The sequence below is a fragment of the Deltaproteobacteria bacterium HGW-Deltaproteobacteria-6 genome, from assembly GCA_002840435.1.
Lineage (GTDB): Bacteria > Desulfobacterota > Syntrophia > Syntrophales > Smithellaceae > UBA8904.
The window spans coordinates 394,574-416,073 of sequence record PHAT01000002.1 but is presented as its reverse complement, the minus strand read 5'-3'; the positions used below and the strand labels follow the sequence as shown (position 1 = coordinate 416,073).

At 48.2% G+C, this 21,500-nt stretch carries 16 protein-coding genes; 3 read left to right on the top strand and 13 right to left on the bottom strand.

The annotated features are described in order from the left end of the window. Window positions 1–6: 6 nt before the first annotated feature. From CVU71_06265 to CVU71_06235, 7 genes are all read right to left on the bottom strand, one after another. The gene (locus CVU71_06265) at window positions 7–447 is read right to left on the bottom strand and encodes a hypothetical protein (protein ID PKN19964.1); all 441 of its coding nucleotides are present in this window, start codon (window positions 445–447) and stop codon (window positions 7–9) included. Between the two features lie 353 nt (window positions 448–800). After that, entirely contained in the window at window positions 801–3,335 is a 2,535-nt protein-coding gene (locus tag CVU71_06260) for a hypothetical protein (GenBank protein PKN19963.1), read from the bottom strand. A 236-nt stretch (window positions 3,336–3,571) separates the two neighbouring features. Beyond that, window positions 3,572–4,243 carry a hypothetical protein gene (locus CVU71_06255; protein PKN19962.1) on the bottom strand — a complete coding sequence of 224 codons (672 nt, stop codon included), beginning with the start codon at window positions 4,241–4,243 and terminating at the stop codon, window positions 3,572–3,574. A gap of 145 nt (window positions 4,244–4,388) precedes the next feature. Further along, window positions 4,389–6,215: a hypothetical protein gene (locus CVU71_06250; GenBank protein ID PKN19961.1), complete on the bottom strand. Its 1,827-nt coding sequence runs from the start codon at window positions 6,213–6,215 to the stop codon at window positions 4,389–4,391. A 150-nt stretch (window positions 6,216–6,365) separates the two neighbouring features. Then, window positions 6,366–7,733, bottom strand: coding sequence for a hypothetical protein (locus CVU71_06245; protein PKN19960.1), 1,368 nt, complete (start codon window positions 7,731–7,733; stop codon window positions 6,366–6,368). 210 nt (window positions 7,734–7,943) lie between these two features. Further along, window positions 7,944–9,767 carry a TIGR03768 family metallophosphoesterase gene (locus tag CVU71_06240; protein PKN19959.1) on the bottom strand — a complete coding sequence of 608 codons (1,824 nt, stop codon included), beginning with the start codon at window positions 9,765–9,767 and terminating at the stop codon, window positions 7,944–7,946. Window positions 9,768–9,924: 157 nt separating this feature from the next. After that, window positions 9,925–11,949 carry a sigma-54-dependent Fis family transcriptional regulator gene (locus CVU71_06235; GenBank protein PKN19958.1) on the bottom strand — a complete coding sequence of 675 codons (2,025 nt, stop codon included), beginning with the start codon at window positions 11,947–11,949 and terminating at the stop codon, window positions 9,925–9,927. 287 nt (window positions 11,950–12,236) lie between these two features. On the opposite strand from CVU71_06235, the gene CVU71_06230 reads away from it, so the two are divergent. From CVU71_06230 to CVU71_06220, 3 genes are all read left to right on the top strand, one after another. After that, on the top strand, window positions 12,237–13,895 hold the full coding sequence (locus CVU71_06230) for a long-chain fatty acid--CoA ligase (protein ID PKN19957.1): 1,659 nt from the start codon (window positions 12,237–12,239) through the stop codon (window positions 13,893–13,895). A 351-nt stretch (window positions 13,896–14,246) separates the two neighbouring features. Then, the gene (locus tag CVU71_06225; GenBank protein ID PKN19956.1) at window positions 14,247–14,597 is read left to right on the top strand and encodes a hypothetical protein; all 351 of its coding nucleotides are present in this window, start codon (window positions 14,247–14,249) and stop codon (window positions 14,595–14,597) included. Window positions 14,598–14,616: 19 nt separating this feature from the next. After that, complete coding sequence (locus tag CVU71_06220; protein ID PKN19955.1) at window positions 14,617–15,006, top strand: hypothetical protein; 390 nt, start codon at window positions 14,617–14,619, stop codon at window positions 15,004–15,006. Window positions 15,007–15,038: 32 nt separating this feature from the next. Here the strand turns inward: CVU71_06220 and CVU71_06215 are convergent, their stop codons facing one another. The 6 genes from CVU71_06215 to CVU71_06190 form a co-directional block, all read right to left on the bottom strand. Next, complete coding sequence (locus CVU71_06215; GenBank protein PKN19954.1) at window positions 15,039–16,925, bottom strand: hypothetical protein; 1,887 nt, start codon at window positions 16,923–16,925, stop codon at window positions 15,039–15,041. A 448-nt stretch (window positions 16,926–17,373) separates the two neighbouring features. Next, the gene (locus tag CVU71_06210) at window positions 17,374–17,781 is read right to left on the bottom strand and encodes a hypothetical protein (protein PKN19953.1); all 408 of its coding nucleotides are present in this window, start codon (window positions 17,779–17,781) and stop codon (window positions 17,374–17,376) included. Between the two features lie 216 nt (window positions 17,782–17,997). Continuing rightward, window positions 17,998–18,858 (bottom strand): heterodisulfide reductase subunit F, encoded by an 861-nt coding sequence (locus CVU71_06205; protein ID PKN19952.1) that lies wholly within the window; start codon window positions 18,856–18,858, stop codon window positions 17,998–18,000. Window positions 18,859–18,920: 62 nt separating this feature from the next. Continuing rightward, window positions 18,921–19,976: a hypothetical protein gene (locus tag CVU71_06200; protein ID PKN19951.1), complete on the bottom strand. Its 1,056-nt coding sequence runs from the start codon at window positions 19,974–19,976 to the stop codon at window positions 18,921–18,923. Window positions 19,977–20,142: 166 nt separating this feature from the next. Then, complete coding sequence (locus tag CVU71_06195) at window positions 20,143–21,009, bottom strand: hypothetical protein (protein ID PKN19950.1); 867 nt, start codon at window positions 21,007–21,009, stop codon at window positions 20,143–20,145. 14 nt (window positions 21,010–21,023) lie between these two features. Further along, on the bottom strand, window positions 21,024–21,440 hold the full coding sequence (locus CVU71_06190; protein PKN19949.1) for a hydrogenase iron-sulfur subunit: 417 nt from the start codon (window positions 21,438–21,440) through the stop codon (window positions 21,024–21,026). Window positions 21,441–21,500: the final 60 nt, after the last annotated feature.

The following is a 21,500-nucleotide window of genomic DNA, read 5'->3' as shown; positions in this document are numbered from 1 at the left end:
TATCAATCAATATAAGCCGATTACCCCCCAATTACCATCATTCAGACGGACTTCGGGGAGACAAGGATACATAAGTGTCGGGTTGCCGTCACCGCAATTCGCATAGGCTTTAATCGTACACGTACCGATCAGCAAATCTGCTTCAGCCCATGCGTCATCGAAATGGATGGGTCCAATACCGGATCCACCCGTGTGAAGGGTATAATATCCGCACGAACCCGGATTAATTGTATAACTTGACCCACCATTTATCCACGCACCACCATTCCGGACTTGATAAACTTTTACTGTGACAGCCTTTGTTGAATGATTACAGATATCCCGCTGCCATCCGTCGCAATATGCGCTTGCACTTTTGGATGATATCGTCAATGACAGCAATACCGAAATAAAGATGATTCCCATCAGCAGACGCCATTGCTTCCTCAGCCGAATGTTCGTTTTCATTGCTCTTGTTCCTCCTTTTGCTATTGCCGATCTTCGGCACGCTTATATCACAATAGTTCCGGGAGAATCCAGCGTTCTTGATGTTCCGGATGCTGATCCGGAAAAAAGTTAAAATTTTGATTTCCGAAGAAGAGCTGAAACAGAATAATTTTGAAGCCACTCTGAAGGCTGAAAAACCGCAGAATGCAATCCGGCCTTGCCGCGAAGCCTCTCCATGCAGAAAAAACCAGATTTTAACTTAAGCTTTCACCTCACCCCCTCAGTCTGCCTTTCGGGGCGGGCTGAGGGGGTCATGAGGCGGATCTTTCATTATCGAGGATGAGTTGTGATTATCAGGTGTCAGGTTGAAACCTTTACTGCAATTTATATAACGGGCTGTCCTTCCCGAAATTGATGATCAGCGGCGTCTGTTCGTGGCCGATCTGTCGGGAGATTCCCGTTGTCATCTTTCTGGAATATTCACCCAACCCCACAATACTGACCTTGCCGTCATGATATTTATCAGCCTGTCTGTTGTTGTTTAATCCATCCAGCAAACTATAAGTAAAAAGTCCGTTGTTCCTGTAACCGTCCATAGCCGCCTGTTTGCCTGAAGCCGAAGCATAAATGTGCAGTCCCATTTTTTTAGCCAGCACGGACATCCTGGCATCATATAATCCGCTGACCAGGAAATCGACCCCTCCGGCATGACAGGTGTCAAAGATGAAGAGCTGCGAAAGAGAATTTATTTTTTTGGATATATCGACAATCTCGTTGGAACTGATGATGCCGGCATCGGTTACCCTGCCGTCATAGTCGCTCGTCAGCATGTAATATTGATTTTGCAGCAGCACGCCGTGACCTGCCACAAAAAGGATAAAGCTGTCCTGAGGTTTGATCACGCGGGAGAGTTCGTTGATCTTGCCGGTAATGCCGGCTTTCGTGGCTTCCCTGTCCGTGAGGATCACAGAGTGGATATTCCGGGGCTGATAAATAGTCGCCGCCTGCGAAAGAAGCTTCTCTTTGATATCCTTTGAGTCTTTTACCGCGTATTTCAGATTTATTTTATTATCCCGGTACTGGTCTATGCCAATGGAAAGAATGTAAAGACGCGGTTCTTCCGATTTAACGGCTGATGAAAATTTTGCCGTCTGCAGGTAACTTTGAACCGTATTATTTTGATTAAAAGCCGTTACGCTTATTTCATTTTCTCCTGATACGACATCCATTTCTTTACAGTCATTGAACTCATTTCCTTTTGCTTTGGCCGTTACGGGGCTTATTGCCGCTTTCTCCTGTATTTTGACGCTTCTCATTTCTTCATAGATTGCTTTGCTGTCCAGTCCCGCCAGTTGCGTTTTTTCTATTGTTGTTTTTGATGCCTCTTTATAAAAGCCATCCGACTCAATGAGTTTACCATTATGAAATACTCTGATCTCGCCGATGCCGCCGCCCGCGCTTTGGATGTTATAGCAGACTTTCGCCCTTGGAGAGCCTGGAGCCGCCGTAATGGCGTTTATTTTTACAACAGGAGGCGGAGTCTTTATGGCATCCTGCATCGTTATGGTGATTAAATCCCTGATATCTTCTCCCTTCAGCTTTGCGGTTACGATGTCCGGGCGGTAAAACACATCATAGAATCTTTCCACGCTGTAAGATGTTTCTCCCACCTTGACACTCAGATACTGGGCGCCTTTTTCTGACGAGTTGTAATAACCTTCCGGCGTTATCGTAAGCCACTCGCCGTCTTCGAAGCCTATCAGCACGGCCGCTTCATCACCCGTTTTGGCATCATAAATCCTCACCGCGGCGTCATCCATGGTCATAAGGACGTATCTGCCGTTGGGATGGTACTGTCCCGACACAGGATTTCTACCGCCAATTTTAATTCCCTTCCATGCATGGCGCAGGTCGGTCACTACTTTACCGGCATGCACATCCCAAATGGTGTCGCCGACAACCAGAACGTTTTTGCCGTCGGGAGAAAAAGAGAGGCCTTTATCCATGAAAGACATGCCAAGCACACTTGGAAAATCGGAAAAACGTTTGACTTCGGTTCCTTTTTCAATATCCCAGAGAATGACATTGCCGTCGTTATAAGCATTGGTAATGGCGTATTTCCCGTCGGGAGAGAATTCGACGGAACATATTCCCCCATGCAGGTTTCCGGACTTGTGTCCTTTAAAAGTTTTTATCTCCCGTCCGCTGTTAATATCCCATAAACGGACAATGGCATCTGGACCTCCGGAAAGTACATATTTCCCGTCACGGGAGAACGTTGCGACAAAGCTTTTATAGGGAATAATAACGGGTGGACGATAGCCGGCCGGCGTTAAAGTTCTGATGAGCGACCATGTCCGGGCGTCAAAGATATAAACACTCGTCCAGTCGGTGGCCAGAAAATACCTGCCGTCCGCAGAATAGACTACACTGTTAAATTCATTGCCCAGAAAACCTTCAAAGGGCTGGATGGTTTTCTGCAATCGGCCTGCTTCGATATCCCATATCTGCAAAGGGGGGAAAGGTGTTTTGCGCAGCGGACCGCGATCCTGGACAAAACCACCGCTCAGGGCTGATTTAATGTCGGGTGACAGGGCGACAGAGATGATGGTGTGCCGGACATCGAATTTGGAAATTTGTTTTCCCTGTGTGAGATCCCAGACTCTAAGCGCGGATTTGCCTGTACCGAATCCGCCGGTTGCCATGGACCATCCTCCATTGTCACCGGTCAGGAGGTATTTCCCGTCACTGGAAACAGCCAGCGCCTCTATGCCATAGGCCTCCTTTTTTAGCTCCATTGTCATATCGCTCTGCCGCAGATAGATCTCGGGAACGGTTGTGGCGCCCCACATGCAAGAGGTCAGGGAAATGACAGACAATGCCATCAAGTATTTAAACTTAGCAAACATAGCAGCCTCCTTCTTAATAAAGATATACCTGTTAAGAAAAATGCTTTCGCGAATCTGTGCCCGAATAATTTTCTGTTTCAAAAAACTGAGATAAGAAAACCCGTCGATCGACCTGTGTTTGCTGTTTTAACATATGTCAGATGAGAATTCCGCAGGATTCCAATTATTTTCAGCTGAAATTTTCCATGGACTGGTCATTCCACAGAGCGTTTTGCATGGCCCGCCTCAGTCATTGTTCATTCGGCCGGGACTGCCGTTTCCGTTCTCAACGCCTTAACGTCGGGGTTATCTTTGCCAATGTTAACACTGATTTGCTGTCCCGTATCCCTGCCGAAATATCCGAAAGTACCGGCCAGCAGGTAATCGATGTCGTACCTCAGATCAGAGGATTCATCGGTGCTTAATGTATCTCCCATCCAGACGACCTTTTCTTTCCGGCCCGTCCGGAGGCTCTGGGCGTCAGTTACCTTAAGTGTCAGATGCTTCGTAAAGATTCCCGTAACGGAAGGAACATATGACGTGGCGCCCGGCGTCATAACCGTAGTGAACGTCGTGCCGCCTTTGCCATCCGGCACCGGAATAATTTGCGACTGCGGCGGGCTGTATAACGTAGTTGTGCCCAGTCGTAATCCCGGACTGATGTTGTAAGCAAACGTGAGAATATACCGGGCCTGATTTTGAGCGGCTATCGGGTAGCCGTGTCTCAAGAGCAGTTTTTCAATCTTGTATCTGATTTCTCTGTCTAAGATGGGATTCGGCGCCTGTCCGTTTTCCAAGACTGCAAATGGCGCTCCTTTCGGCGGTGCGGGTTCTCCTCCCGACCGGTCCAGAAAACCGGTTGTCCGGATGTTTACGGCGCATCCGCTGAACACAATAATCAACACGATCAACAGGAGTACTTTTCTCATTTCACAGTTCCTCCATTTGCCTGCCGGTAAACTTAAAATACGGCTTTCATTATATTAAGGATGGAAAGCAATTGCAAGAGAAGGAAAAGAAACGTCCGTTCGCGCTGCTTTGTCTGCCGGTGTAGGTAACGCAGAGTTTTGAATGCTAAAGGTTTATATTTGTGTTCTCTATCTTTACTCTTGTATCTTCAACGGGGTATGATTTCCGGGCGATTTCTTTCAGCAGAGACGCCTGCAGCGCTTCAGGAGTAATGCCCATCGCTTCAGCTTGAATATGACCATAGCTTTTTTCCTTCGCATTCCTCAAGATCCGGTAAGTCGTTTCGATACCGTCGCCATCCTGCCTCACCTCAGCCCCGAGATTAACCGCTCCCGGCAGGCCGTCCGCATCGACCATATCTGCAATCTCATGCTTATGAGTCGTAAAATAAGCCGTAACACCCTTCTGGCTTAAGTATTCCAGGACAATCTTCGTTCTCTTAACCGATTCTTCATGATCGGTGCCATTGGCAAATTCATCGAAAAAAACGATTGAATAAGGGGTCATGAGGGGTTGTCCCGCAGCGGATCGGGAAAATTGTGAAATTCTCTTTAATTCGGTCAGATATAGTCCCGTGCCTTCCATCGTATTGTCTTCCGTATTAAAAGATGTGAAGATTGCATCAATGGCGCTCAGCTCGGCGCTCTCCGCCGGAATCCCCATGCCCACATGAGCAAGCCAGTACATCTGCCCTGCCTGCCTGATATAGGTTGTTTTTCCTCCGTTGTTGGGCCCTGTAATGACAAAAAGATTATGATCTCTGTCCGAAATAATATCATTTCGGGTAATGTGACCGGCAGGGAGTCTTTCAATAAGTGATGTATTGGCGGAACCGAATATTGCGGCCCTGATCTCCCGCTTCTCCAGAATTTTCGGGTTTGCTACTTTCAGACCGGCTGCCGTCCATTTCCTTTGCAAAGCCGCGGCACCCAGATAGAAACCCAGTTCGCAGGACAAATCACCGACATCGAGCTTCGGAATCCTGGAATAAACGGCTTCATTCACGAGCAAAAGCCAGTATTCCATTAAATCCCCGTACCGCTTTCGCTCCTTTTTCCCCCATGCTTCCAGGTTGATCCCGCTGAGGTTAAAACTGAACATCTCCTTGTGCCAGATATCGAGCTTGGACTTCATGGTTTTGAGCAGATTGACCGCTCTTGCCTCATCATTGAGGAAACTTTTGAAAGGCGCTTCCGTGAGCATCCGCTCCGCGGCCTCAAGAATGATCCGGTTGCCTCCATAGAATGCCCTTCTTGATCCTACGCCGCTGATGGATTGCAGATAATCCATATTATCGTCTATCGCGTCGCCCAATCCATAGGGAAGATAAATTTCCTTTACAAATTTTTCGACTTCACGGAATCTCTCATCAGCATCGAATTGGTCTCCCAGGTCTTTCACGCGCTTCAGGCGTTTTGAAACCGGCTGCCGCATCTGCCGGATGCTGAAGATGAACTCGACGATATTGGACGCATCCTGAAGAGCTTTGAGACCATTAACGGCGCTTCTGAATCGTCCATCATACAGGCACATGTCCAAACCGGATTTGACGGCGAGAACCTGATTCCACAGGGCTTCGTCGGTTTGCAGCTCCGATATGGCCGCCTGTCTTTCCGCTATCTCATGAGGATCATGGACAGGGTTATGGAAGATATCGTCCGTGTACTCCCTGTCACGCGCCCTGCCACTCTCATATTGCCGGGGAACTGAAGCAAATACTTTATCCAGAACCCCTCCGATATCCAGGTCCTTGAAGGCCTCGCGATTCGACAGGACAATTCCCCGGGTGTTCTCTCCGGATTCTTTACAGCCGTTTTTTTCAGATGACGGATCCTTGCCTGCCAGGGTATAGACGTCCGGTCGCGGAATGAAATTCCTGAGATAAGCCAATATTTTGCAGGCAGTTGTTTCCAGAGTCTGTTTCAAGGCCATTCCCAAAACCTTTCAATATGGCAGTATCATTGATATCCATACAGGAAACAATGATAAAACAGAAGGCTTTTCCTTGCAGATTGCTCCATGAACGTGGCTCACACGCCTGTGAAAAAGCGGTCATTTGCCGGAATAAATGAAATCAACACGTCATTGACCGATGCTCAGCGCCGGGTCAAATTTTCCGGAAACAGTGGGACTTTGGGCATTCCTCGTTTCACGGCGAACCTTTTCCGATAAATAAGGAATGAGTTCTCCCAGGGTCACATGGCCATCTCTGTTGTAGTCCGCGTCGCCATGGACGCCCTTCAGAAGATAGTAAGTGAAAACTCCGTGACCATTGCCCCATTGTTGTCCTTCCTGCGAAAACTGTTTATCGTCAGAGGCGCTGATCACGGCAATACCGTCGCCAACTTGAGATAGATTCTGCAGACCGGAATTGATCGGGTTGACCTGGACGCTTCGGTTGTCTCTCCTTGCAACATCAAAAGCCTGTCCGACGCCTCCGGAATGGCAGGCATCCGCAATGACCACTACTTTCTTCGCCTTGATAAAACGTTTAAGCGCTGTCTCGATGTCCCACATGGGAAATCCCGTCGCGGCAACATTGTCATAGACAGCATCATACGGAAGGAGAAAAAGATTATGCGGTGAATCAGGTGATTCCGGCGATCCATGCCCCGCAAAGTAGATCGTGGCCATATCTTCCGCCAGCGGTTGTTTCAGCCAGTTGAACAAGGCATTTTTGATGTTCTGAGCCGTTGCTTCGGAATCCAGCAGTAAGGCAACCCGTGACGGCGCGTATCCGCCTCCCTGCTGTGAGATAAGCCACTCATAGAATGAACGGGCATCTGCCGCAGCATATCTTAATCCGGCAATGCGTGAATCCTTGTATCTGGAAATACCGATGACGACCGCCCACTTTTGAGATTGAACGTATTGCTTCCGTTCTTCCTGGTGAGACGCATATTTTTGATCCGTTTCAGAAGCGGACGGCCTTGCCGCGAATTTCACGGAATGCTCTCTGCCTGTATCCACAAGAGCAATGCCCACGTCAACATAGCCGTCATTGTCGCCGCATAATCCCGGCACGTCATTTATTCTGAAATAAAGGGTTCCCCTGTCCTGGGGAGAGATAACAAGTTCATTGCCGACAGCAAAGGGGGTTCCATCCTCATTAATTTTGCCGATCAGGGTGGCTCCGCTCCAACCTTTCACGATGATTCCGATACTGGGGCAACTGGTAATTCCATCAGGTCCTGTCATAGAACACAATGGTGAATGAGTCCATTTCCCCCTGGCTTTTATTGCATACTTTTTACCTTTTTCAACAATGACTCCGGAATTTCTCCATTCCTCCGCCTGCGCCAGAACCCTTGTCGTCGCTGCCTGTTTATCAAATTGGGCTATCTCGACAGATTGAATTTTATCGGTGTATTGAATCCCGGCGCAGCCAAAAATATTCATGAACAGCAGCCATGATAAAACACAGGCAAATTGCTTCATAAGCAACTCCATGCAATTAATAATTCAACCGCTTTGATCAGACCTGTTATTTGATGACATCATAAAAAGAATAACCTTATGTGTCAAGAAGAATGGGTGGGACAATCAATTCCTCCTTTCGGAAAGAACATCCCGGAAAAAGCCACCCTTGATATTTCCTTTGCACTGAAGACCATTCGCACGATGGCAACTTACCTGCGATCCGCCATTACGGGCATACCATCACGGATACAGTGCCTTGATCTTCACCTTCATTGCCGGGCTCAACTGCTTGACCAGCTCTGCATTGTACGAACTGGTCGGCATCGGCCTGACCGTCGGATCATTGGTTGGATTCCACTTGGTCGTTGAATCCCAGGTATTAACAATCTGCGCTGCCGCGATGGCGTATTTACGCGATGTTGCCGCAGGTGTTCCGTCCTGGACTGCCGGATCGACATCAGTTGTCAGGATGGAAATGGTATAGTCGCTGTTCAGGTAAATTTCAAAAGTCCGGAACTGCTGCGGAAAATCCCGGAGTGACGGCGTTTCCACATGCCAGAAGCCTTTCTCCGGAGCGCCCGCCGGATCAGGTGAGATAAAAGCTTTCACGGTATTCAAATGACGATGCCCCGCAACCCACATGAGCAGATTCGGATGGCTTTGCAGTTCCGCAATCAGATCGGGCAGGGTTACAACGTTTTGCGGATTTGTCCACCAACCCATTTGGGATTTCGGCGCAGTGACTTCGACGCCGATCGGTATGTGCGCGGCAATAATCATGAGCTGACCTGCCGCATCGCCATCGGCCAGTTCCTTTTTAAGCCAGACCCAGCGTGCCTGATCCAGAAAGCCATGCCCATGAATATCGATAGAGCCGTCGTCTTCCTTCTGGGTATTATCGAGGACAATCACCTTGAACGGAATCTTCGATTTCGGCACAAAGCTGTAACAGGCAAAGCCGTTTTTGACGTCGGTCATATTGAAACCGTGACCCACGGGACGGGAAGACGTTTTAAAAAATTCCTGCATCCACTCGGTTCTTAAAAGCGAACGCCGATCCGGGTCGGCGGCAACCCGAGGCGGGCTTGCGAAGTTGCCGACGGGTCCTGCGTATTTGATGTCGCCATAAGGCGTCGAGCCGTCGATGACACCCGTATAGTAATCCCGGCTGTTAATTTTTCTGGGATCACCAAGGACATCTCCCGTTGCGAAGACCTCGCCTGTGACATACGATTGCCTGAGATCCTTGCGTGAACTATGGTCCACGGGAATGGAACCCATCCAGAAATGATCGTGATTGCCGAGAGTCTGATACCAGGGAATCGACTGATCCAGCCCTGCCGCCTTGTAAGGTTTCTGGTAATCGATGGTGTCGGCCCCCAGATGAGCGCCGGAGCTGGGCTTAATGACTTTCCCATCCAGAACATCGATATACCAGCGCGTTTCGTTGTACTGCGTGGTGTTGCTGGTGTCGCCCAGCGAGAGGCCGAAATCGATGGGATTTCGTTGGTGCAGAGCATTGACCGTCTGGACGACGGCATCCAGAACATGCGTTGTGTAAAGCATGCTCCCTGAATAGATAGCGGCCCCAACCGGCATGGTGGGATGAAGGCGTTGAATATAGATCAACTGATTAGGGGATTCTTTGTCGGTGATATGGATGTCCGATATCGTAAAGAAATTTAAAAGTTTTGTTTTTTTCGTGACGGCGGAACCGCTATAGGCGACCGGCATGATATCCAGCCGCTGGTCATAGGGAAGCCCCGGGCCGTATGTCCAGTTGCCGTAGCCGTACTGGTCGTATTTGGCAATCTCCCAGAGATTAATCGCCGTCGAAGGGGTTGGGCCCGGCACGATCGTCCTTTGAACCGTTGTTTGAACATTGGCGGCAATCGGATAGCCCGAGGGCTGACTTTGATTTTTGACGGCGCATTTTGAACATCCCGATAAAGAGAAAATCAACATGCCTGTAAAAATAACCAAACAGAACTTTTTGTATTTACCAGCAATCTTCATAAAAAAACTCTCCTCCGGTTTCGATCCATTGGAATGCCTATACCACATGTCAAATGAGAGTGCAGTTTTTTAATGATGTTTATTGTAATCCTGCATACATCGGTAAGGCTTCAGGAAGATGCTCTCCACTGCCGCTCTTAAAAAAGTCGTCTTTACAAAAGGGATTATGACCTGTCTTTCTGAAGCATTAAGAAAATTCCGGTCCTCATCCCAGATCAAACTGCTTCATCTTCCGGTAAAGCGTTGCACGGGAGATATTCATTTTTTCGGCAATGCGGTTTTTACGCATTTTCTGATTCAGCATTCTGGAAATCATCAGCCGCTCGGTCTCCCCGGGCATGATGGAATCTTCCCGGATTTCGGTTGTATGGCCGGGATGCCGGATATGGTCGGGGATCAGGTCCACCGTCAGTTCCGATGTTTTGAGATAATTGATCATCCGTTCGATCGCATTTTGCAGTTCCCTTACATTGCCGGGCCACGGGTAGTTCATAAAAGTTTCAATCACCTTTTTATCCACGCGGACAATTCTTTTTTTCATGGCACTGGCGTAGCGTTTGATGAAGTAGTCCGCCAGAAGAGGAATATCATCAATCCTCTCCTTGAGCGGAACCATTTCGATGGCAAAGACATTGGCGCGGTAATAGAGATCTTCCCGGAAGTTGCCCTTGCGGACTTCTTCCCGCAAATCCTTGTTGGTGGCGGCGATAATGCGCACATCCACCGGCCGGACACGGGTGCCGCCGATGCGCAAAACGGATTTATCCTCGATCACCCTTAAAAGAGCCGTCTGCAACTCCAGCGGCGTTTCAGCGATTTCATCCAGAAAAAGCGTTCCTCCGTCGGCCAGTTCAAATTTGCCCTGATTGCCGCCCCGGCGCGAACCGGTAAACGCCCCTTCCTCGTGGCCGAACAGTTCACTCGCGATCAGATCCCGGGGGATGGCGCCGCAGTTAATGGCCACATAGGGTCCGTTTTTGCGGTCGCTTGCATTATGAATGGCCTGGGCAAAGATGTCCTTACCCGTCCCGCTCTTGCCCAAGAGCAGAACATTGGAAGTGCTTTGCGATACCATTCTGGCCTGATCCACAGTCATCAGAAACCGGGAATTCTGACCGTAAATATCTTCGAAGCGGAAATTGGCGCTGGCGCCCATCATTTTAGTGACCATGGACTTGGCCCGCTGGATTTCATTCAGAATGATGATTTTGCCGATCACGTTTTGATCAGGAGAAAAAATCGGATTGCAGGTCAACGTGTAGTCACCGGAAAATTTGTTGGAGGCGATCCTGACTTCCGTGTCGGTAATGGTTTCATTATTTTCAATCAGCGTGAAAAGCTGCGCGTTCTCATGGCTGAAGACATCGCGGATGCTCCGCCCTTCGACTTTCGTATTGATCAGACCGAATTTTGTGCGCGCGTTATCGTTGATCAGCGTCACGCGTCCGGTAGAATCCACTGCAATGAGCGCCTCCTGAATCGAAGAGATAACCGTTTGCTGATAGCTGGAGGCGACCTGGCTTTCCGATAAAGCCCTGCGGATTTTCAGTTCATTTTCTATCGCGCCTGCCGCCGCCACCGCCATGCCCAGCGTATGCGGATTGGCACGGTAGTAGCGTCCGAAAATCACAATGCCTCCCAGCAGGTCGCCGTCGGGGTTGAAAATCGGCGCACTGGCCCCGGTGGCTCCATGATAAAGCCGGATATACTGCTGCGAACCAAAGACCTGCATCGGCTTCCGATAGAGAATAACGGTGCTGGCGGCGTTGTTGCCGGAATTTTTTATATCCCAGCAGGCTCCGACAAATCCTCTGGACGTGCGGATCAGTTTATTTTCTTCCGGGTCGCCGAGAACTTCCAGCACAAAACACCTGTGTTCAAATAGACTGACCATAAATCCCGATCCTTCCAGAAACCGGTAAAGATTAATCATGAAGGGACGGCTGACGTCGATGAATTCCTTATTTTTATTGAGCAGATCCTCAAGCGCTTCCCCGGTCAACACCTCATTACACGGCTGGCCAAACGGATCAACGCCCAGTTCTGCGCAGAGGCTCCAGCAATCAAGAACTTCCTGCGGAATAACGGACATGTCGATGTCACGATCACCCGAAGTAAATTTTTTCCACTCCAGGTAAGTCCGCTGGTGATATCGCTCATAATAATCGACTCCCATTAAATTGATTTCTCTGAGCAGACGACGCTTTTCCGATCTTGAGTCTTCTGTCATATTTCCTCCCTGCACACCATAATCACATTGAACGTCTCACAAGTGCCTCAATATTGTCTCATTGAGACATTAGCGAATCATATTTTGAAACAATAATCCAGCAATAAATATAAACTTTAATAATATCAGCATCATATAAATATCAGTTAGTTGGCATGATGAATGCTATAGTTTTCATCGATTACGGTTTCCCATTTTGAAGATCATTCCGTACAAACAGCTGAAATTACAGGAAACCATAAGCGTATCGGGCTTTTAAGGTGTTTTTTAGAAGGAGAAAATTCATTTTGCAGACGAGACCCTGGCAGAAAAATTACGATTATCCCGTCCCCACTACCATTCGCTTCCCGAAATTTCCCGCACAGAATTTCCTGCACTTTGCGGCCTCTCAGTACCCTTTTAAAGCAGCTACTGATTTTTACGGTTCGGAAATGACCTTTACGCAATTGCGCACACAGATGCTGCGCCTGGCCAATGCACTCGTGCAAATGGGCGTTAAAAAAGGTGATCGCATCGGCCTGGCACTGCCCAATTGCCCTCAGTATATCATCGCCTACTACGCCATTTTATCAGCGGGCGGAATTGTCGTGAATATGAATCCCATGTATACGCATGACGAACTCAAGTTCATGATGGAAAACACGGCTGTTAAAATACTGGTCACCTTCGACGGTGCTTTACCCACCATGCGGCCGCTGGCTAAAGAACTGGACATCGCGCTGATCGTAACACGGGTAACGGACTACATCACCGGCTTGGGCGTCAGCACAGCTAAAGTACTGGAGCTTGAAGAGGGTTGGCATCATTTTTCAGAACTCATCGAAGGCTGCGCCAATACGCAGCTCCCCCGCATTGACTTTATTCCATCCGATGCCGCCCTCATTCAGTTCACCGGCGGCACGACCGGTCTGCCCAAGGGCGCGCTGCTCACCCATGCCAACGTTGTCGCGGCGACCTTGCAGAGTTCCATGTGGGGCAATCACATCACGCTTTGTTCGCCTCCTGAAAAGCGCAACGTCCTCGGCATCATTCCCTACTTTCACATCTACGGCAATACCTGCTGCATGAACTGGGGCATGCTCAACGCAGCCACGCAGGTGCTGGTGCCCCGTTTTGATCTTGATGAGGTATTGGGAACCATCAAACGCGTCGATCAGATCACTTATTTTCCGACGGTTCCCACCATGATTACGGCTATTATCAATCATCCCAAAGCAGTAGAAATGAACCTCGACCAGCGGTTTCGTTTCTTTAATTCCGGGGGCGCGCCCATGCCCCTGGAACTCATTCAGAAAGTGAAGGACTTAGGTATTTTCTTTGGTGAGGGTTGGGGCATGAGCGAAACCGCGTCGCTGGGCATCTCGAATCCGATTCTTGCCTGCCGGACCGGATCGATCGGCGTTCCTCTGATGGAAAACGACGTTCGTCTGGTTGATATAGAAAATGGCGTTGATGACGTCAAACAAGGCGAACCGGGTGAAATCCTCATCAAAGGCCCCTCGGTTATGCAGGGCTACTGGAACAACCCGGGAGAAACCAAAATCCAGCTCACTGACGGCTGGCTGCACACCGGTGACATCGGACAGGCCGATGAAGACGGATATATTTATATCGTGGATCGCAAGAAGGACATGATCATTGCCGGCGGATTCAATATTTATCCCCGCGAAGTGGACGAGGTCCTCTATCAGCATCCCAAAATTGCCGAAGCGGTGACAGTGGGCGTGCCGGATACTTACCGGGGTGAAACCGTAAAAGTCTTTGTAGTGCTCAAACCCGGTCAGACAGCCACGGAAAAAGAGATTTCCGAATTCTGCCGAACCAAGCTTGCCGCTTATAAAGTTCCCAAACTGGTGGAATTCCGGGAGAGCATTCCGAAATCAGCAGTGGGCAAAATTTTACGCAAAATTCTGCGGGATGAGGAAATAGCGAAAGTTAAAAAATAATATATGCGGCTCCCGCTAGAGAGCCGCCACAGATCCCCTTTTTTTCCTGCCACCGAGGGAGAGGGTTTTAGGGACAAAAGGTATGTTCCAACATGCCTTCCCTATATCCTCTCCCTCACCTTCCAGCATGAAATGCCCCGGATGCGGTGGAATAACCATCTGCGCACTTCCACCTTGTTTCTAATTTCCTGTCTTTGTTTCTTTCCGCTTTCTAATATTATTTGACCCTTCGGTATTTTCAGTGTAGGAAAACAGTCAGTGATCCGAAAAAAGGAGGCCGTTTCGTTGACAGTTTCCATTATTTTTCGGGGCAAATGAACCATCAACCCCATGCAAAGAAGGAGACAATCCATGAGCAACTCGAACGAACCCAAAATAACGAACATCAGAATTAATCCCGATAACCTTTATCGAGAAGAATCCTTCACGGATCTGACTTACGCCACCATCCGGCGTCTTACACCCGTCAAGATCGACGGAACGCCTGATGAGAGCCGGCAGCCCCTTTTCACCGGAATGGCCCAGCTCATGTCCCCCAATGGACCGATTCCGGTTCAGTGTGTGATTGAAGACGCCAAGACGCTCAGCGAAGCGGCAGCCAAATTGCCCGATGCCATTGAAAAATCGGTTCAGGCCATGATTGCCGAGGCCAAGGAAATGGAGCGGCAGGAATCATCCCGGATCGTTTTGCCCGGCCAATAAACATTAAGAGGTTTGATTAATGATTGAAAACACGATCACCGCATGGCACAAACTGGTTGACACAAAGGACGCGGCCGCTTTGGACGACATTCTCGCTGAGAACGTCGTCTTTCATTCACCCGTGGTTCATACGCCGCAGGCGGGAAAGCCAATCACCACATTATATCTGACGGCGGCGCTGCATGTTCTTAACAACGATACGTTTAAATATCTGAGGGAAGTCATCTCCGGCAACAACGCCGTCCTGGAATTTCAGACGGTCATTGACGGCATCTCCATCAACGGCGTGGACATGATCACCTGGGGCGAAGACGGGAGAATCACCGACTTCAAAGTCATGCTCCGCCCTTTAAAAGCCGTCAATATGGTCCACAAAATGATGGGCGACATGCTGCAAAAGATAAAATAAAATCCGCAGCGCAGGCGCTGCTTTTGTCGATGCTAAATACCGGCCAGCACTTGCGTTACCATATTCTTCGTGCGTTCAATTAATTTTTCATAGTAAATATTATTTCGTTGAACGTAGAAGTATTTTTCCATGTTACGGGATGTTTTGCTGACTTTTGCAAAAAAACTCTTCATCTTTTCCACCGATGAAAATCTGCGCACAAACATTTCTTCCCAGTTATTTTTATAGATAACGCAGAAATCGCTGACGTCCATGTTCATTCTCACATTTTCAAAACTGAAAACAAAAAGAATTTTTGTGATTTTTTCCTCCTGCAGGAAATTGCCGAAATGAACGCTGGTAATATCGTAGCTGCCGAACACGTCTCTTATCTTTCTGCCGAGATTAATAATTTCCTGAATGGTCACCTGTGTCTGATTAGGCAGCATTCTGGTCTGCGTTGGATCATAAATCCCGTTCCAGACAAGATACGCAATACAGAAAATAATATTTTCATGGTCAATGAACGGCGAAGCGGGGGCGTCGGATGAAGTAACTTTCCATGTTTTCCTGTCAGTAGAGAAAGTAAGCACCGGCAGTTTAATGTTTTCTACGGGAATCTGAAAAACCGGAATTTTGTATGTTTTATTGACCAGAGACGAGGACAGTTTACGGCCGAGAATGGTTAAATCCTGCGGGGCAATTTCTCTGGCCTTGCCCTTCTGAATCCGGACAATATCATTGTAAATCTCAATCAGGAATCTGAACATTAACTTTCCCAGATTGATATGATCCTGCAACTTCCAGGATTCGAATTCATTAAGTTTGTAAATTTCACTCCGTTCAATTTTATATTTTTTAAAAAGGTCGCCAACCATTTCTTCTTTGAAAGTCTGGGTCTTGGAAAGCAGCCTTAAATCAAAACGCAGATAAAAAAACTTCTTAATATACTCAAAATTTTCCTTACCGGTATTTTCATTATAATAATCCAATACGGCATTCATGGCAAAAACACTGGGGTCGGGAAAATCATCTTTGTCTTTTCCCCCCAAAACCACCCGGCGCAGTTTATGACATAAAAGTTCTTCCTTCGGAGATTCCAGAAACATTTTGAGCTGCAACATCTTTATGATGGATTTCAAAGGATGCGTCAGAGATTTGTTATACTGCCACACGGAAGCACCGAAATATTCATCCTGATTAACAGCCTGCAGGTTGCCCATATCAATGAAATCAGGTTCTCCGTATTCATTACGGGAATTCTGGGCAAATTCCTGATCATAATCGAGTTCCGCATCGCCGTCATAACAGACCCACCAGAAAGGAATTTTGCCGGAAATAAGAATGGATGTCCGGTAAAATTCCTCTTTCAATACATTCTTTTGCGCCGAACCACTGCTTTCATAATCCAGTTTGCCGAAATTACAGTTTTGGATGTCCTCCACATCTGTTATAAAAAAATAAACGGGGATTTTCAGTCTCGCATCCAGCCAATCCTTGATCAGATTTATTTTTTCGCTCAAATGCTGCAGGGCGTAGTCATCATAATCATTCCTGTCAATACAAATCCAGGTGTCGCAATCCGAACGGGACGTCTGACTGACCGTACCCGCCGAACCGATCGTGTAGATACCCTGTATTTCCGGACCACGGTTTTGAAAGCTCAGCAATGATTTCTCTTCTTTAATATTAAACAGCTTTTTGAAGGCTAATTCCTGCCGGATAAATTCCCGGTCGATTCCCAAGCCCGATACATGAAATGGTTTCTTCAAATCCTTGATGTAGCCGGGGACGGCAAGTTTGTTGACGCTCATTAACCAGGGCAGCATATAAAGAATAATCTGGCTGTCCTTCGGTGAATTGGCGGAAAATATTTTTTTACGGAAATTGTTATAGGCCAGATAACGCTTCTTGTTGTTTTGTAATGTAATGAAATGCAAAATTTAACACCTCTTCAGAATATTGAAGCGCATTTTATACCAGCGCAATGACTAAGTCAATTATCGTATCAGTTTATTTAAGAAGCAAACCATTCGCCCGGTATTATTGTGTAAATCAGGATCAGCAATACGCCCGGACAGTTGAGCATCATGCTGGATTTGTTTGTCTCAAAAGTCATAGCAACATTTTAAAGGCGTTTACTTTCTGCTTGTTGCACCGGAATGGCAGTAATCCGTACGCAACCTCGCGCGCCTCCGGGTCATGAGCTGATCATGATATTCAGCAGTGGAATGAGGGATATTTCACAGACCGATAGGATATCTATGCTTTCTGTGTTCCTGAAAGTGGCGGAATCAAACGCCTCGCAGCAGGCCGTCGAGGGATGAAGTGAACGCTTTTATATCGCAGCAAGCGAAGGCTTATTAACGCTCATCCCGCTTGAGCGGGTTAAAAGGTGAAGCGGGTAAACGGGGAATAAAGTTCAGAACGGCCGACGGAACCCCATTCCAGTTTATCAATAAAACCGTCCCTGTTTTTATCCAGTTGTTTGAACCGTTTCTCAGCGGCCTGTTCATACTCTCTTTTAATAATTTTGCCGTCTTTGTCCGTATCGGTTTCCTTGATGAATCTGTTCAGGTCCTTCTTATCCATATGGGAAAGCTCATCGCGTGCAAGAATGCCGTCATGGTTTTTATCAAGCCTGTCAAAAACCGCCGTCATGGAATCCATATATTCCTTCTTGTTGATTTTACCGTCTTTGTTTTTATCGAGACCCGGCAAATCCTCTCCCGCGGCAAAAGCCAATGAAACGGCAAAAAGCATGATCACTATCACTGCAAGTATTTTCTTCATCATTAACTTCTTTCCCCTCGCTATTCATACTGCTTCTCATGTCCAAACAGGCTGCTTTCCAGATGACGCTTTAAGATGCCAGAGGCAAAGCGCGCGAAGATTGAGGAATGAGGCCTGCTCTCGCGCGAGCGACCTTCAGGTTATTGGCCGCAGTGACGAAAGCTGAAGTGCAACGCCACCTGAAGGTGGGACCCAGCTTATGGACATTTTAAGGCGTCATCAAAAGTCGCGCGGCAGTTCTTCCAACTCGGCCAGCGAAAACACCGGTCCGTCTGAACAAACGTATTTGTAGCCGACGTTGCAGCGGCCGCATTTCCCGATGCCGCATTTCATGCGCATTTCCAGCGACGTCAGGATGTTTTCCTTGGAAAAGCCCAGTTCAAAAAACACCGGGAGCGTAAACTTGATCATGATGGGCGGACCACAGATCACGGCAACAGTTTTTGCAGGCGACGGAGCAACTTCCTTGCAAACAGCAGGAACAAAGCCTTCCCTGCCCTTCCAGGTTGCGTCGCCTTTATCAACGGTTATGACTGTTTTAATGTCGTTTCTTTTTTCCCACCGGGCCAGCTCATCCTTATACAGAAGCAGGCCGGGGTTTCTCGCGCCATAGATGACGGTGATTTCACCGAAACGCGAACGGTTGTCCTCATGCAGCATGTAGTTGATCAGCGATCTCAGTGTGGTGAAAGCAAAGCCGCCGCCGACCACAACAATGTTTTTATTCTCCAGAAATTCAATCGGCCAGGGATGCCCCAGGGGCCCCCGCAAACCGATTTTACCGCCTTCCTCCATATCATGCAGGGCGGCCGTCACCAGGCCGGGCACAACGGCTCCGGCTCTTTGCACCGTAAACTCCACGTAGCCCGGATCGGTTGGCGACGAGGCGATGCCGATCGGCGATTCCCCTTTTCCGTAAATGGATAATTCAGCGAATTGGCCGGGCAGATAGACGAATTTTTTTTCATCTTCCTTATTCAGAAACGTAAAACGGAAGGTTTTAATATCGTGCGTATCCACTTCGTCGATGATTTTGGATATCTCTACGGGCATGGGAATGTAAGGGTTATTGTTTGTCATGTATCTTCAAATCCTTTTTTTGTTAATAATAATTAAAACGTCCTTTTCTGATTTGAACATTGCTACAAGTGTTTGTACCATTTCGCTTTCACCGCCTGCTCCACGATGGAAAAGATATCGATATTGACCGGACAGTAGCGCGTGCAGCGGCCGCAGCCGACACAGGAGATAACGCCGTACTTGCGGATATGGAAGGAATATTTATGAGATATTTTTTGCCGCAAGCGCTGATAGACGTTGGTCCGGGGATTGTGACCGCTGGCCTCCAGCGTGAAGTCGGTAAACATGCAGGCGTCCCAGACCCGGCGGCGGGTGCCCTGGCTGAACAGCGTGTCATCGCAAATATCAAAGCAGTAACAGGTAGGACAGACAAAGGTGCAGACGCCGCAGCTCAGGCAGGCATTGGAAACCTTCGTCCAGAAATCCGTATTGTGGAAAATCGCTTCAAATTCCTTCGCAATCACTTCAGCATCCACGCAGGTATAACGCGTTTTGTAATCGTTTCCACGGGCGATATAGTCATCAAAAAATCCTGCGTCATCCGTCGAGGCCTCCTCAAGAGAACTCAATTCAGCCAGCAGTTTTTCGCCCTTGGGAGTAATGCCCTTGAGCAACAGAACATGGTCTCTTCTCACCATGAAAATATCGCTGCCTTCGGGATCAGCGGCGCCAATGCCCAGCGTATGATAGAATTCCGCCGGATTGGCCGATTCACTCATGTCAAAAGCGAAGCCAAAAATAGTCGTGGCTTCTCTTCTTTTCTGCCAGTAAGGATCCACCATACCTGTTTGGGAAAAATGAATATCCATAATCTGAAAGCTCTTCACGTCGCAGGGACGGACGCCGAAGAGAAACGTCGGCTTCAAATTCAGCTCGACTGTAGCCGCATCCAGAATAGATTTTCCTGTCTGATAGCGGACAAAATCTTCCATCTGGGGAAAGAAAGCGGATTTCGGGCTGATAATGGTATTATGAAAAATTAAATCCACTTGTTTTGCATCGGTGATGGTCCGAAAGTTAAAGCCGCCATCTTCCTTGACCGGGGCCACAAGCGTTCCCTTTTCCATCAGATGAGCTGTCAACTCAGATAATTTATCGATTGTTGTTTTCTTTAACACTACAGAACTCCTTATTAATGAGACTTGATTTTTGCGAGCTTGCGCGAAGCAAAATTCTTAGTCGAATTTATCCCGCAAGTTTTCTGCCGGCGGGTCCCGGTTTATTGCGGTGCATCGGACCGGGCTGTTTTACTTTGTCAAGAGCCTCCCTTGAATATCATAGCCATTACTCCAGAATTTTATCGGAATCATCCACCCGGAAATTCACCAGGACAGGCTTATCATTGATGCTCATACCCGCCTGCTGACCAAACATTTCTTCACATTCCTTGGCCACTTTCTTGTGGAACAGATACAAAGGAATATTCACAGGACAGGCGCGCGAACATTCTCCGCAGTCAATGCACCGGCCGGCCAGATGATGAAATCGGGTCAGGTGATACATCAGATTGCCGGAAGACTCGGGCGATTTATCGCCCCACTTCGGTTTGTTCTGGTCAATAAAGCAGGGATCGCAGTAGCACATCGGACAGGCCTTGCGGCAGGCATAACAACGAATGCATCTATCAAATTCCTTTTTCCAGAACGCAAAACGCGCGTCTTTGTCCATGGCTTCGTATTCGACAAGCACGTCATAGGGGGAAACAATGGGTTGGCCGTGCACCTCTTCATCAAGCAGGATGTTATACAATACCGGGTTGTAAAGACCACAGGTGGTTTTGCTGTCGATGACTTCCCCGGTTCGGGGATTCTTCATGCCGTAAACGGGGATACCAAGCACCACCAGATCCTCACGACAGACTTTTTCTTCCTGAATGAGTTGAATGACCGCGCGGCTGTCCGCCGCTTTAACGGCAATGGCAATTTTTGTTCCCCGCGGATACCGGCCCAGATACCTGGCCATGTTGTGGGTGCAGAATTCGTTAAAGACAAGATCTTCCACATCGGATGGATGCTTGGCGGCATAGGGCATGGGATGGTTTTCATCGTAGCCTTTACCATAGGCCAGAACCACGCTCACCGCACCTGTTTCCAGAAGCCTCTTGGCTTCGGTTTTTAATTTTTCTTCAATTTGCTTAAAGCTGATTGCCATATCCTCTCCCAACGCTATTGTGAAATCTTGAACTTGGTCTGGGGGCCCAGATTTTTGATCTGTTCCGTAAATTCAGTAACAACCTCGGCGAATTTATTGCCTTCGGACGCGGAAATCCACTCCACCCGGAACCGCCCCGGTTCCATTCCGGAAAATTCCAGAATCCGCTTGGTCACGGCCAGCCGTCTTCTCGCGTAAAGATTGCCCGTATTGTAATGGCAATCACCGGGGTGGCAGCCGCCGACCAGCACGCCGTCCGCACCGAGCTGAAACGCCCGGAATATAAAGGAAGGGTTGATTCGGCTCGAGCACATCACCCGGACCACCCGGAGATTCTGCGGATACTGCAATCTGGTCGTTCCGGCCAGATCCGCTCCGGTATAAGTGCACCAGTTACAGGCGATACCCAGTATTTTCGGTTCAAATGACATGAATAAATTTCCTTTCTAAAAACATTGCTTCCTTTATTATGACGTCATAAAATGTCCAGA